This is a genomic window from Amycolatopsis sp. lyj-109 (assembly GCF_046548995.1).
Lineage (GTDB): Bacteria > Actinomycetota > Actinomycetes > Mycobacteriales > Pseudonocardiaceae > Amycolatopsis.
The window spans coordinates 84191-97782 of the sequence record NZ_JAJPWR010000015.1; the positions used below are offsets into that span (position 1 = coordinate 84191).

Consider the following 13592-nt stretch of genomic DNA (forward strand, 5'->3'; position numbering starts at 1 on the left):
CGGCGTGTCACCCCTTTGCCGCTGACCTGGGTGCGGGAGGATGCAAAGGACGCAAAATGAACAGTGGGCAGTTCGGTGCGGACTCGGCGCGCCTCGCACGTCAAGCCGACGCGCCGTTCTAACGTGGGCACCCACAACGGTGAAGAAGATCGGGGAGGCGAGAACAATGCGGGCGCTGCGAGTGGTCGGACTGCACGAGGACGGGAAGTCCATCGTGCTCGAAGACCCGGCGAGCCGTACTCGTTTCCTGCTCCCGGCTGATGAGCGACTGCGCGCGGCGGCGCGGGGTGACATCACCCGCCTCGGCCAGATCGAAATCGAGTTGGAGAGCCAGATGCGGCCACGCGAGATCCAGCAGCGCATCCGGGCGGGCGAGTCCGTCGAGCAGGTCGCCGCGAGCGCCGGTGTCTCGACGCAGCGCGTCGAGCGCTACGCCTACCCCGTCCTGCTCGAGCGGTCCCGGACCGCCGAGCTGGCGCAGAGCGCCCACCCGGTCCGCGAGGACGGCCCCGACGTGCAGACGCTCGGCGAGGTCGTCGCGCACAGCTTCGGCGTCCGCGGCCACGACTACTCGCAGGCCACCTGGGACTCCTGGAAGGGCGACGACGGCCGCTGGGTCGTCGTGCTCCGCTGGAAGGCCGGGCGGTCGGACAACCGCGCGCACTGGGCGTTTTCGCCGGGTGCGCACGGCGGCACGGTGACGGCGCTGGACGAGAACGCCGAGGTCCTGCTGGACCCGAACGCCTACCGCGCACCCCGCACGGTCCGCGCTCTCGCCCCGGCCCGCGAAACGGAGTTCCAGCCGACGCTGGATTCGGTGGCACCTGAGCGCGCGGAACTGCCGTCGGCCGAGCCGGACCCGGACGACGACACCCGCGAGATCCCGCGCGTCCCCGCCGACCCGGACGAGGACACCGCGGTGCCGGAGCCCCGGCCCAAGACGAAGAAGAATCACCCGATCGTGCCGTCCTGGGAGGACGTGCTGCTCGGGGTCCGCTCGCAGCGCGGCTAATCCTCTAACGCCCTGCCGCGGCGGTCGTGAGTGAGAAACAGGGTTAGCACACTGTTTCTCACTCACGACCGCAGTCGACCCGCAAGCCGGGCCGCCGTCAACGAACCTCCGACGCGCGACACTGGTTCACACTCGCGGCGAGCGTCTTCGGCGCGACCAGCCGGTACGGCCTCGCCCGATCCGGTCCGCCTCCGCCCAGCCGCTCGGTCGTCTCCGGCAGGGCGAAGCACAACTTCCGCAAAGCGTCCAGCTGCTCCATCCCGCCAGGCTACGATGTCACGCTGTGGGAGGGAACGATCATGCAGAGTGACCAGCAGGCTTGGCTCGTCCGCTTCGGCGAACTGAGATACCGCGCGTTCGGCGGTGCCCCGGTGGTCGAGGTCGCACCCGCGCGGTGGGGCCTCGACCCGACGACCATCCGGCAGGCCGCGCACTCGCGCCGGTACCGCGAAACCACGCCGAGCCAAGCGGAATCCCTGCGGTTCGAGTTCGCTCCCCGGCTCTTCCCGTCGCCGTTCGACCGCGGGCCGGGCACGGACGCCGACCGACGACGGCTCGCGAAGCTGCTCGGCGAACAGGAGCAGTTCTGGGCCAGCTCGCGAAGGCTGCGGCTCAGCCGCGACGACATCGGCAAGGCCGCGGCGGCGGCCGGGATGACGGTGGTCGCCGAAGCCGCCGACGCGACCGACCGGCTCCTGCTGCTCCGACGCACCGGGCTCCCCGACGAGGAGCTGCGGCCCCGCACGGCCGGACGCCGGCTCGACCTGAGCGCGGTCCAAGGCCTGGCCGCGGTCCTCGGCATCGCCGTGGTGGTCGCGGGCACCTGGTTCGCCGCCACGGCCGAGCAGAAGTGGCCGATCCTGCTGATCCCGGTCTTCCTGATCGCCGCGGTGGCGGCGCCGTTCCTGGTCCGCGGGATCGCCGGCCGGTCACCGCGCATGCCGTGGCTGGACGAGCCGTTCGACGGCAGTCCCCAGGTGATCGTGCTGCCGCCGCCGTCGGTGTCCGCCGAACTGCTCGGCGAAGTCGCTTCGCTCTACGGCTACTTCTCCGCCGGTCCATGCGACTCGACTCCCAACCACCTCGACCTGCTGTTCCGGAAAACCCGCTCCGGCCTGGTTTTCGGCGCCCCGGCGCCCCGGATCCCGCCGTCCTTCGACATCCCGGCCGGGTCACCGGAGCGGGAGCAGTGGCTGCGCAACCACCTCGACGGCCGCGACGAGCTGTGGGTGAGCGTCCGGCACGCGAAGCTGCCGCCGGCCCGCATCGCCGAGATCGCGGGCAGCGAGGGGCTGCACCCCGCCGCGGAGTTCGCCGACAGCACCGACCGGATCCTGCTGCTGCGCCGCGGATCACCGGCCACTTCGCGGAAGTTCCGGATGTCGTTCGCCGGCTTCCTCGTCCCGGCGTTGTGGGCCGTGCTGTGCTTTGGCGGCAGCGCCGTCACGGCAGCGGTCACCGGCGAGGAGCGCATCTTCGCGATCGGTTTCAGCCTCACGTTGCTGGGTGTGCCGCCGCTGCTGTGGGTGCTCCGGATCTTCCCCCGCTCGGCGCGCGTCGGCTGGCTGGCGGGTGAGTTCGACGGCAGCGCCAGCGTGACGTTCTTCTCCGGCCAGTTCGGCGTCTCCCCCGAACTGATCCGCCAGATCGCCGCGTTCCACGGCTACTTCTTCCGCAGCCAGACGGCAACCCGGGCCCAGGGCACGCTCGTCACCTACGCCCGGCTGCGCTAGAAGGCGATCACCAGCACGCCGATCCACGCGATCACGACCCCGCCCGCCGCGCCGTAGGCGACCCAGCGCAGGATCGGGGTGCGGCGGATCAGCCACACCGACGGCGAGATCCCGGCCGTCACGATCACCGAGGCCGCCAGCGCGCCCCAGCCACTGGTCTCGCGGGCCAGCGTCGAGGCCAGCGCCAGCATGGCGACGACGACCACGGCCGCGATGAACGCCGAGACGGTCAGCCCGGTCAGCCACGGCGTCGGCTCCCCGGGCGGGCCGGGTGGGCCGAGTACCGCGCGGACGAACCGGTGGCCGGGTTCGGTGGACGGCGGGGGCGGCTCGACGACCGTGTCGTCGCCGGTGACCGGATCCACGAACCGCACGGTCGTGCCCATCACCGAGGCCAGCCGGCCGGCCAGCTGGCGGCCGCGCTGCGAGACCACCGCGCCCGCCTCCGCACCGGGGTCGGCGGTGACCGCGGAGGCCACGCGCGCCCACTCGTGCAGGGCCTGGGCCAGGTCGGCACCGATCGCGAGCTTGTGCGGGTCCACCTCGCGGGCGTGCTCCCCGCCCGGGCCGGCCAGCACGGCGCGCTCGCCGCGGATCCGCAGCTCCATGGTGCCCCTTTCCGCCTCGGAGACCAAAACCTTAGCCGCCCCTGGCCAGTTCGTAGAAGGCGACAGCGGCGGCGGTGGCGATGTTCAGTGAATCGACTCCGGCCGGCATGGGTATCCGGACAGCGTGATCAGCCGCCGCCAGCGCCGTCTCGGTCAGCCCGGGACCTTCGGCGCCGAAGAGCAACGCCACCCGCCCGGGCGCGCGCTCACGCAGCGTGGACAGCGGAATCGAACCCGGCCGCGGGGTGAACGCCGCGACGGCGAACCCGCGCGCCCGGAGGTCGTCGAGCCCGCCCGGCCAGTCCGTCAGGTGCCCGAACGGGACGCGCAGGACGTGGCCCATCGACACGCGCACGCTGCGCCGGTACAGCGGGTCGGAACAGCCGGGGCCGAGCAGCACGCCGCCGACGCCGAGCGCGGCCGCGTTGCGGAAGAGCGCGCCGAGGTTTTCGTGGTCCCCCACGCCTTCCAGGACGGCGATCGAGCCGGTGCCGCCAGTGCCGCCGGCGACGTCGGAAACCGTCAGCGGCGCGGGCCGGTCGGCGACGGCGAGGATCCCGCGGTTGAGGTGGAACCCGACCACCTCGGCCATGGTTTCCGCCGAGGCGACGTACTGGGGCACGTCGAGACCGGCCAGGTCCTCGGCCAGTTCGGCGAACCGCCGCGGCACGCCCAGCAGTGCCCGGACGGGGTAGCGGGAGGCCAGCAGCCGGGACACCACGACGGCGCCTTCGGCGATGACGAGCCCCCGCCCGCCGGGCCGGTCGGGGCGACGGTCCGCAGTGGACAGGTCGCGGAAATCGTCGACGCGGGGATCGTCGGAGTGGTCGATGTGGATCACGCCCATCCGCCCAGTCTGTCACCCGCTTGCCAGGCGGCTCACTGGTCCGAACGTCCCCCTTGCGGTAGTACGAACGGGGCCATTTTGCTTTCGGTTAACTGCCCGTGACGGAGAGCACCAGTTTGGCCGCTAGCCCGGGTGCATCGCCTGTGTAACGGTTGTCCGCCGGGCCGGCAACACGTCCTAGTCCACCGACACGAAGCAGGGATGGTCATGGGGATGGACCTCGAGGCTCAGCCGTTCAACACGCTGGACCGAGGACGGTACCGCCGCAAGGTGCAGCGGTGCCTCGACACGCTGGCCCGGATGCTCACCGACGGCAGCTTTTCGTTCCCCCGCAAGAACATCGGCCTCGAGGTCGAGCTGAACCTGGTCGACCGCGAGCTGCGCCCGTCGATGACGAACACCGCGGTGCTGGAGGCTCTCGACGATCCGTCGTTCACCACCGAACTGGGCCAGCACAACATCGAGCTGAACGTCCCGCCGCGGCCGCTGGCGGGCGATTCCGCGCTCCAGCTCGAAGACGACCTCCGGGCGTACCTCGACACCGCGGCGACAAAGGCGCGTGACACCGGCTCGTCGCTGGCGATGATCGGCATCCTGCCGACGCTGAAGCACGAGCACTTCGATCAGAAGTGGCTCACCAACAAGACCCGCTATTCCACGCTGAACGACCAGATCTTCGCCGCGCGCGGCGAACGCACGGTGCTCGCCATGGAGGGCGCGCCGCTGCCGGGCCAGCAGCCCGAACGCCTGCGCAGCTACGCGGAGTCGATCCTGCCGGAGGCCGCGTGCACCAGCGTGCAGCTGCACCTGCAGGTCGCGCCCGAGGAGTTCGCCGCGCACTGGAACGCGGCGCAGTGCCTGGCCGGGCTGCAGATCGCCCTCGCGTCGAATTCGCCGTTCCTGCTCGGCAAGGCGCTCTGGCACGAGACGCGGATCCCGCTGTTCCTCCAGGCGACCGACACCCGGCCGGAGGAGCTGAAGAACCAGGGCGTGCGGCCGCGGGTGTGGTTCGGCGAGCGCTGGATCACGTCGATCTTCGACCTGTTCGAGGAGAACGTCCGCTATTTCCCGGGTCTGCTCCCGGAAACCGACGCCGAGGACCCGATCGAGGCGCTCGACGCGGGCCAGGCGCCGAAGCTCACCGAGCTGCGCATGCACAACGGGACGATCTGGCGCTGGAACCGCCCGGTGTACGACGTCGTCGACGGCCTGCCGCACCTGCGGATCGAGAACCGGGTGCTGCCGGCCGGGCCGACCGTCGTCGACACCGTGGCGAACGCGGCCTTCTTCTACGGCGCCCAGCGCGCGCTGGCCGAGGCGGAGCGCCCGGTGTGGAGCCAGATGTCCTTTCAGGCCGCCGAGGAAAACCTTTACGCGGGCGCGCGCCGCGGCTTCGACGGTCAGTTGTACTGGCCGGGCATCGGCTGGATCCCGCCGGACGAGCTGGCGCTGCGCGTGCTGCTGCCGCTCGCGCACGAGGGCCTGCGCCGCTCCGACGTCTCCGACGAGGCCCGCGAGCGCTACCTCGGGATCATCGAGCGCCGGTGCCTGGCGCGGCGGACCGGGGCGACCTGGCAGCGGGACTACGTCCTGCGCGCCCAGGAGCGCGGCCTGGACCGCGAGGCGGCGCTCAGCCTGATGCTGGGCCGCTACCTGGAGCTGTCCGAGGCGGGCGAACCGGTTCACACGTGGCCCGTCGCCGGCTGACCAAAGCGGCACTTTCACGTGAAAGTGCCCCTTCACGCTAGCCTGGGTGGATGCCGAAGATTCTCGGTGAGTCGCTGGAGGCGCACCGGCGTGAGGTGCGGGCCCGGGTCTTCGACGTCCTGCGCGCGCAGCTCTACGAACGCGGCTTCGACGCGATCACCCTCGCCGGCGTCGCGTCGGCGGCCGGAGTGGGCCGCACCGCGCTGTACAACCACTTCCCCGACAAGGAGAGCCTGCTCGTCGCCTTCGTCGAGGACGAAGCGGCCCAGTACGTCACGCGGCTGACCGAAGCCGTCGAGGCCCAGGCCGATCCGGTCGACCAGCTGGCGACGTTCGTCCGGCTGCAGCTGCGCGTGCTGGCCGAGTACCACATGCCGCCGGGCACGGCGCTCGCGTCGGCACTGGCACCGGCGGCGTACCGGCGGATCAGCGCGCACGCCGACCCGATCACCGACCGCCTCCGCGCCATCCTGGCCGGCGGCGTCGACCTGGGCCGCTGGCCGGCCGAGGACCCGGACGTCCTGATCCCGATGATCACCGCGGCCCTGGGCAACCGGACCCTGGTCGACGGGCCTGCCGACCGGCTGGAGGACGTCGTCGAGGCGGCGGTGCGGTTCGTCCTGCGCGCGGTCGGCACGGTTTAGGGTGGCCTAAGTCCGGTTCATGCCCTACGCTCTTTCTGACAGCGTGTCAGATCGATCGCCGGGAGGCCTGCCCATGTCGGTGACCACGGACGCCCGCCCGTTCTCGGCGACCTTGCGCGCGTCGACCCTCGAAGTGCACGACCGGGCGAACTACTCGACGTACATGCGCGCCCTGCTCGGCGGGGAGCTGACCCGGGACGGCTACACCCAGCTGGCGATCCAGTACTACTTCATCTACGGCGCGATCGAGGCGGCGAGCGACGCGATGGCCGGCGACGGTGTCGGCGGCGAGTTCGTCTTCGACGAGCTGCGACGGCTCCCGCTCCTCGAGCGCGACCTCGCCCACCTCGTCGGCCCGGACTGGCGCTCGACGATCTCGCCACTCGGCTCCACCCGCGAGTACGTCGCCCGGATCCGCGAAGCGTCGACGTGGGCCGGCGGGTACGTCGCCCACCACTACACGCGCTACCTCGGCGACATCGCCGGCGGCCAGGTCATCCGGCGGACGCTCGAGAAGAACTACGACGTCGCCGAGGCGGGAGCGCTCTTCTACCACTTCGACGCAATCGGCAGCGCGCCCCGGTTCCGTGACCAGTACCGCGCGAAGCTGGACAACGCGCCCTGGGACGAGGCCGCGCGCGCCCGCGTGATCGACGAGACGCTGGTGGCGTTCGAGTGCAACGTCGCCGTGTTCGACGAGCTGGCCCAGCGCCTCGACGAGTTCCGCGCCTGAATGATCGATCTCACAGCTCGTTGACCTCCAGTTAAGTCCAGGTAGCAGGCTCGGTTTCGGGCGGCGCACCCTCGGGTACGCCATCTACGAACCCGCCGTCACTGCGACAACCGGGGCTCCGCCCCGGGCCGGGGGCTTCGCCACCCGGACCCCCTGAATCAGTGTGTGACGGCCACCCGCCCCCGCTCGCCGCGAGGGGCGGTGTGCTACTAGGTTCGATACCGGAATCTTGTGTCGAAGACAGAAGGAGGGCCAATGGCCCGCTACGAGCTCCCCGATCTCGACTACGACTACAGCGCCCTCGCGCCGCACATCTCCGCCGAGATCAACGAGCTGCACCACAGCAAGCACCACGCGACCTACGTCAAGGGCGCGAACGACACGCTCGACAAGATCGCCGAGGCCCGTGACGCCGGCAACTTCGGTGACATCGTCGGCCTGCAGACGACGCTCGCCTTCCACCTGGCCGGGCACGCCAACCACGTCGTGTGGTGGAAGATCCTGTCGCCGGAAGGTGGCGACAAGCCGACCGGCGAGCTGGCCGCGGCGATCGACGAGGCGTTCGGCTCCTTCGACAAGTTCAAGGCGCAGTTCACCGCCGTCGCGACGACCATCCAGGGCAACGGCTGGGGCGCGCTCTCCTGGGACCCGATCGGCAAGACGCTGATCACCCAGCAGCTGCGCGACCACCACAACAACCTGGTGCTGCCGACCACGCCGATCCTCCTGGTCGACGTCTGGGAGCACGCGTTCTACCTCGACTACAAGAACGTGAAGCCGAAGTACGTCGAGGCCCTGTGGAACATCTTCAACTGGGCCGAGATCAGCAAGCGCTTCGACAACGCCGTCGCCGGCGGCAACGGCCTGCTGCTCAGCTGAACCGTCTCTCGTCGAACGGGGTCCCCCTGCCAGGGAGGGCCCCGTTTTCGTCGGCGGCCGAAAACGCCTTGACCTCGAGCGTGGTCGAGGTGTTTGAGTGGACGGCATGGACATCGACGCGTACCTGGACCGCCTCGGCGTCGCCCGCCCGGCGGCGCCCGATCTCGCGACGCTGCGCCACCTGCAGGAACGCCACCTGGCCGCGGTGCCGTTCGAGAACCTGAGCAGTCACCTCGGGGAGCCGGTCGTCCTGGCCGAGGACGCGCTGTTCACCAAGATCGTGCATCGCAGGCGCGGCGGATTCTGCTACGAGCTGAACGGCCTGTTCGCGGCGTTGCTGCGCGCGCTGGGCTACGACGCCTCGCTGCACGCGGCCCAGGTCTTCCGCCGCGACGGCACGCTCGGCCCGCCACTGGACCACGCGGCGATCGTCGTTTCCCTGGCCGAGGACTGGCTGGTGGACGTCGGTTTCGGCCGGTTTTCCCGGCACCCGCTGAGCTTGTCCGCCGTGGACCCCCAGCCCGACTCCGAAGGCGAGTTCCTGGTGCTGGACGCCCCTCACGGCGACTTCGACGTCCTGCTGGACGGCGAGCCCCAGTACCGCCTGGAGCGCCGCCCGCGCCCGCTGGCCGACTTCATCCCGATGGCGTGGTGGCAGACGACGTCCCCGGAGTCGCACTTCACCCGCTCGCTGACGTGCTCCCGGCCGACCTCCCAAGGCCGGGTGACACTGTCGGGCGACAGGCTGATCGAGACCGTCGACGGCGTTCGCAACGAGGTTCACCTCCCGGCTCCGGAGGCGATCCGGGCGGCGTACCGCGTGTACTTCGGGATGACGTTGCCGCGCCTGCCGGTACCACCGGGCGGGAGTCCCTTGACTCACGGCGTGCCCCAACCGGACACTGCGCTGGCATGAACGAAGCCCCGGCCTGGGGTTTTCCCAGGGCCGGGGCTCCGTCCGTTCCCGAACTGACTGCCGCTCCCACCACGAAGCGGACGTGTATGAGGTTAGCCTAACCTCATATCTGCGGGCAAGGGGTCGGCCTCGGAGACTCCGATCTCACTCTTCCGGGTGACGCCGAAGCGACGGGCCGCGGTTTTTGTCGGTGGCCGCGGATACGGTCACGCCGTGAACACGAACCGATACTTCCGGTCAGAACTTCGCCCGCTTGAGCACCCGCAACCCCAGCCCTCGCTTCACCGGCCACGAAATCCCACCGCGCCGGATCAGCACCACGGCACACACCACCGCGGCGAGCGCCGAAACCGCCCCGCCGATGTAGAACGGAGACCGCCCGCCGAACTCCTGAGCCATCCAACCGACCATCGGCCCGCCGATCGGGTTGCCGCCGATCAGCACCAGCACGTACAGCCCCATCACGCGACCCCGCATCTCCGGGCTGACCGAGGTCTGCACCAGCGCGTTCGCCGTGTTGAGGAACGTCATCGTGGCGAAGCCGAGCGGGATCAGGCCGAGGCCGAACGTCAGGTACGTCGGCATGAACGCCGTGATCAGCTCGAACACGCCCAGGAAGAACGCGGACACCAGCATCAGCCGCACGCGCGGCCGCCCCTTGGTGCCGCGGCGGGCGGACATCAGCGCGCCGGTGAAGGTGCCGACCGCGACCAGCGTCGAGAGCAGCCCGTAGCCGTCGGCCGCGGTGTGGAAGACGTTCGCCGCGACGATCGGGAGCGAGCTGAAGTACGTGATGCCGAACGTGCTGACGAACAGCACCAGCACCATCACCGTCATCAGGTCCGACCGCCGCCGCACATACCGCAGGCCCTCGGCGAGCTGTCCCTTCTCGCGCGGCATCGCCGCGACGCGGAACAGCTTGTCCGGGTTCATCAGGACCAGCCCGACGACCACCGCGACCGTGCTCAGCGCGTTCGCGATGAACAGCCAGCCGGTGCCGATCCAGGTGATCGCGAACCCGGCGATCGCCGGCCCGACGATCCGCGCCATGTTGAAGATCGACGAGTTCAGCGCGACCGCGTTCGCGATCTGGTCCCGGCCGACCATTTCGGCGACGAACGACTGCCGCGTCGGCACTTCGAGCGACGCCGTGATGCCGAGCGTGAAGCACAGGACGTAGACCTGCCACAGCGCCACGAGCCCGGTGATGTCGAGGACGCCGAGGATCGCGGCCTGCGAACACGCCGCCACCTGGATCCAGGTGAGCAGCCGCCGCTTGTCGACGCGGTCGGCGAGGACGCCGGCCCACAGTGAGAGGAACAGCGTCGGCGTGAACTGCAGCGCCACCGCGATGCCGAGGGCGATCGGGTTGTTGCCGCTGAGGGTGAACACCAGCCAGTCCTGGGCGATGCGCTGCATCCAGGTGCCGATGTTCGAGATGACCTGGCCGGTGAAGAACAGCCGGTAGTTGCGGACGCGCAGCGACGCGAACATGCTGCCGCGCGTCGACGAGGATGGCGGCGATGCGGACGGCGGTGAGGCCGTTTCCCGGGTAGCAGTGGTCTGGATCGAACGCTTGGTTTCGCTACCCGTGACCGTCACCGTGGTTAGTTCCCCGCCATCCTGTCTATGATTTCGGCGGCTTTGGAGAGCACTTCACGCTCTTCGTCGCCGAGTTCCGCCAATTGCCGGTCCAGCCACGCCTCCCGCACGGAGATGGCCCTCTGCACGTAGGCCAGCCCGCTCTCGGACAACTCGACGATGGCCTGCCGGCCATCGGTCGGGTGCGGGCGCCGCTCGACGAACCGCAGCTCCTCGAGCGCGGCGATCACCCTCGTCATCGAAGGTGGCTGGACGCCTTCCTTCGCGGCGAGCTGACCCGGGGTCAGCGCACCGCACTTGTGCAGGGTGGACAGCGCGGCGACCTGTGTCAGCGTGAGGTCGTCCCCGACGCGCTGTGCCCGCAGCCGGCGGTTGAGCCGGACCACCGCGAGACGCAGACGGCTCGCCAAGGAGCGTTCGTGCGTGTCGCCGGACATATAGTTAGCATACCTTACGAAACATCGGCCACCCGGGTGATCTCGGTCAACCCGCAACCTGGAACAGGTCCGTGCGTCTTCACCAGGAGCAGAACCTGGGGAGTCGGATGAACAAGAAGCTGGTGGGCTCGGCCGTGGTCGGTGCGGCGGTCCTGGCGATCGTGGTGGCCCAGTTCGCAGGCGGCGGCGAGGAAGCGCCCGCCGCCGCACCACCGCCGTCGTCGTCGATGCCGACGACCACCACGCCGCCGTATCAGGGAACCCTGGAGGCCTACAACTTCCCCGATGTGGCCGGCGGGCGCGGCTGGTCGATCCAGATCCCGGTCCCGACCGGCTGGATCGTCACGCACGAGAACGACCGCGCGAGCTACCGCAACGGTCAGGTCCTCCTGGAGACCGACAAGGTGCCGATCACCCAGGAGGACGCACTGAGCGGCCTCAAAGCCGTGGCCGCGAAGGCGCACCAGACCGACTCGGTCGTCAAGCCCGTGGCCGCCGGTGACTTCGGGAACGAGGATGCGGCGGAATGGGACTACACCTACCTCCGCGACGGCTACCCCCTACGGGCCACCGTCATCGGGCTCGGCGCGGGCGACAGCCTCGTCACGATCCGCTACGAGGCGCCGCCCGCCGAATTCGACCGCAATCACGGCGTGCTGGACGCCGCGATGAAGGTCAGTGCCCCAGGTTGATCAGCGGAACGCCGCCTGGATCGGGCCGACCGCGAAGTACGCCACGAAGGCCAGCGCGATCACCCACATCAGCGGGTGCACCTGACGGGCCTTGCCGGTCGCCGCGCGGATCACGACGTAGCTGACGAACCCGGCGCCGATGCCGTTCGCGATCGAGTACGTGAACGGCATGACGACGATGGTCAGGAACGCCGGCAGCGCGATCGAGTAGTCGGTGAAGTCGATGTCGCGGACCTGCGCCATCAGCATCGCGCCGACCACGACCAGCGCCGGCGCGGCCGCCTCGACCGGCACCACCTGGTAGAGCGGCGTCAGGAACATGGCGGCGATGAAGAGCACGCCGGTGACGACGTTCGCCAGGCCGGTCCGCGCGCCCTCGGCGATGCCGGCCGCCGACTCGACGAACACCGTGTTCGAACTGGCCGAGCCGAAGCCGCCGGCCGCGCCCGCGAGGCCCTCGACGAACAGCGCCTTGCCGACGTTGGGCAGCTGACCGTCCTTGGGCAGTAGGTCGGCCTCCTTCGCGAGGCCGGTCATGGTGCCCATGGCGTCGAAGAAGTCGGCGAGCACCAGGGTGAACACCAGCAGGCAGACGGTGATGATCGGCAGCCGCGTCCAGGCGCCGAACGAGACGTCGCCGACGAGCGAGAGGTTCGGCAGGCCGAGCACCTGGTCCGGCAGTGCCGGGTAACCGAGGTTCCAGCCGAGCGGGTTGGTGCCCTTCGACGGGCCGGCCTTGACGATCGCCTCGACGACGATGGCCAGCACGGTCGAGGTCAGCACCCCGATCAGGATCGCGCCCTTGACTTTGCGGACGACCAGGATGCCGGTGACCAGCAGGCCGACGACGAACACCGCGGTCGGCCAGGAGGCGATCGAGCCGTTGATGCCCAGGCCGACCGGGACGGTGGTGTGCGCGGCGTCCGGCAGCCGGCGCACGAACCCGGCGTCGACCAGGCCGATCAGGCAGATGAACACACCGATGCCGACGGCGATCGCGGACTTCAGCGCGGCCGGCACGGCCCGGAACACCGCGGTGCGGAACCCGGTGAGCACCAGCGCCACGATGATCACGCCCTCGATGACCACCAGGCCCATCGCCTCGGGCCAGGTCATCTGCGGGGCGATGGTGACCGCGACCAGGCTGTTGATGCCCAGGCCGGTCGCGATGGCGAACGGGTAGTTCGCGATCAGGCCCATCAGGATGGTCATGACGCCGGCGACCAGCGCGGTCACCGCGGCGACCTGCGGCACCGGGAGGATGCCGCCGAGGACGTCCTTGTGCGCGCCCGCGTCGTCGGCCGAGAAGCTGCCGATGATCAGCGGGTTCAGCACCACGATGTAGGCCATCGTCACGAAGGTGACCAGGCCGCCGCGCAACTCGCGCGGCACGGTCGAACCCCGCTCGCTGATCTTGAAGAACCGGTCCAGTGTGGACGTCCCGGTGCGGGTCGTCTCCTGCTCCGCCATTCGCCTGCCCATTCTCTCGCTGCTGCGGAGTACCCTGCACCTCGTGAGTGAACCGATCAATCCACCGGAGGTTACGGGCTCGTTGCGGCCTACGCCGGAGCTGCCCAAGAGGCTGACCGACCTGACGCCGGTGGTGATCGTAGGCACCTCGATCTGGACTGTCGCGCTGGTGGTGCTCTTCTTCACGACTTCGGGTCTGTGGGTGCAGACGGCGCTGTCCGGTTTCGCGCTCGGCTTCATCGGGATGGCGATCATCACCTGGCAGCGCGCCGCCGCCCGCCGCGGCTCGAAGTCGGCCCAGCGGCTCTAGGG

General features: G+C 70.1%; 15 protein-coding genes. 9 read left to right on the forward strand and 6 right to left on the reverse strand.

Features of this window, described 5'->3' with window-relative positions:
• Positions 1 to 166 precede the first annotated feature (166 nt).
• Positions 167 to 1012 carry a septation protein SepH gene (sepH, locus tag ACLJQF_RS30395; protein WP_410613764.1) on the forward strand — a complete coding sequence of 282 codons (846 nt, stop codon included), beginning with the start codon at positions 167 to 169 and terminating at the stop codon, positions 1010 to 1012.
• Positions 1013 to 1109: 97 nt separating this feature from the next.
• Here sepH and ACLJQF_RS30400 read toward each other — a convergent pair whose 3' ends face one another.
• Entirely contained in the window at positions 1110 to 1271 is a 162-nt protein-coding gene (locus tag ACLJQF_RS30400; RefSeq protein ID WP_410613765.1) for a hypothetical protein, read from the reverse strand.
• A gap of 40 nt (positions 1272 to 1311) precedes the next feature.
• Between ACLJQF_RS30400 and ACLJQF_RS30405 the strand changes: the two genes are divergently transcribed.
• Positions 1312 to 2745 carry a hypothetical protein gene (locus tag ACLJQF_RS30405; protein ID WP_410613766.1) on the forward strand — a complete coding sequence of 478 codons (1434 nt, stop codon included), beginning with the start codon at positions 1312 to 1314 and terminating at the stop codon, positions 2743 to 2745.
• On the opposite strand, the gene ACLJQF_RS30410 is transcribed toward ACLJQF_RS30405, so the two are convergent.
• Together ACLJQF_RS30410 and ACLJQF_RS30415 are read right to left on the reverse strand one after the other, a co-directional pair.
• Positions 2742 to 3353, reverse strand: coding sequence for a DUF2537 domain-containing protein (locus ACLJQF_RS30410; protein WP_410613767.1), 612 nt, complete (start codon positions 3351 to 3353; stop codon positions 2742 to 2744). The genes ACLJQF_RS30405 and ACLJQF_RS30410 overlap by 4 nt on opposite strands.
• Positions 3354 to 3384: 31 nt before the next feature.
• Positions 3385 to 4200, reverse strand: coding sequence for a TrmH family RNA methyltransferase (locus ACLJQF_RS30415; RefSeq protein WP_410613768.1), 816 nt, complete (start codon positions 4198 to 4200; stop codon positions 3385 to 3387).
• A 207-nt stretch (positions 4201 to 4407) separates the two neighbouring features.
• Between ACLJQF_RS30415 and ACLJQF_RS30420 the strand changes: the two genes are divergently transcribed.
• The 5 genes from ACLJQF_RS30420 (at position 4408) to ACLJQF_RS30440 (ending at position 9079) form a co-directional block, all read left to right on the forward strand.
• A complete protein-coding gene (locus tag ACLJQF_RS30420; protein WP_410613769.1) occupies positions 4408 to 5907 on the forward strand; it encodes a glutamate-cysteine ligase family protein in 1500 nt (499 codons plus the stop codon).
• Positions 5908 to 5957: 50 nt separating this feature from the next.
• Complete coding sequence (locus ACLJQF_RS30425; protein WP_410613770.1) at positions 5958 to 6551, forward strand: TetR/AcrR family transcriptional regulator; 594 nt, start codon at positions 5958 to 5960, stop codon at positions 6549 to 6551.
• Positions 6552 to 6624: 73 nt separating this feature from the next.
• A complete protein-coding gene (locus ACLJQF_RS30430) occupies positions 6625 to 7284 on the forward strand; it encodes a heme oxygenase (biliverdin-producing) (RefSeq protein ID WP_410613771.1) in 660 nt (219 codons plus the stop codon).
• Positions 7285 to 7539: 255 nt separating this feature from the next.
• Positions 7540 to 8163, forward strand: a complete 624-nt coding sequence (locus ACLJQF_RS30435) for a superoxide dismutase (protein ID WP_410613772.1) — start codon at positions 7540 to 7542, stop codon at positions 8161 to 8163.
• Positions 8164 to 8269: 106 nt separating this feature from the next.
• On the forward strand, positions 8270 to 9079 hold the full coding sequence (locus tag ACLJQF_RS30440) for an arylamine N-acetyltransferase family protein (protein WP_410613921.1): 810 nt from the start codon (positions 8270 to 8272) through the stop codon (positions 9077 to 9079).
• A gap of 237 nt (positions 9080 to 9316) precedes the next feature.
• On the opposite strand, the gene ACLJQF_RS30445 is transcribed toward ACLJQF_RS30440, so the two are convergent.
• Positions 9317 to 10573, reverse strand: a complete 1257-nt coding sequence (locus ACLJQF_RS30445) for an MFS transporter (protein WP_410613773.1) — start codon at positions 10571 to 10573, stop codon at positions 9317 to 9319.
• A gap of 113 nt (positions 10574 to 10686) precedes the next feature.
• Complete coding sequence (locus tag ACLJQF_RS30450) at positions 10687 to 11118, reverse strand: MarR family winged helix-turn-helix transcriptional regulator (RefSeq protein WP_410613774.1); 432 nt, start codon at positions 11116 to 11118, stop codon at positions 10687 to 10689.
• Between the two features lie 107 nt (positions 11119 to 11225).
• Between ACLJQF_RS30450 and ACLJQF_RS30455 the strand changes: the two genes are divergently transcribed.
• On the forward strand, positions 11226 to 11810 hold the full coding sequence (locus tag ACLJQF_RS30455; RefSeq protein WP_410613775.1) for a hypothetical protein: 585 nt from the start codon (positions 11226 to 11228) through the stop codon (positions 11808 to 11810).
• Here the strand turns inward: ACLJQF_RS30455 and ACLJQF_RS30460 are convergent, their stop codons facing one another.
• Positions 11811 to 13280, reverse strand: coding sequence for an NCS2 family permease (locus ACLJQF_RS30460; protein ID WP_410613922.1), 1470 nt, complete (start codon positions 13278 to 13280; stop codon positions 11811 to 11813). It abuts the gene before it with no gap.
• Positions 13281 to 13362: 82 nt separating this feature from the next.
• Between ACLJQF_RS30460 and ACLJQF_RS30465 the strand changes: the two genes are divergently transcribed.
• Positions 13363 to 13590: a DUF2530 domain-containing protein gene (locus ACLJQF_RS30465; protein WP_410613923.1), complete on the forward strand. Its 228-nt coding sequence runs from the start codon at positions 13363 to 13365 to the stop codon at positions 13588 to 13590.
• The last annotated feature ends 2 nt before the right edge of the window (positions 13591 to 13592 follow it).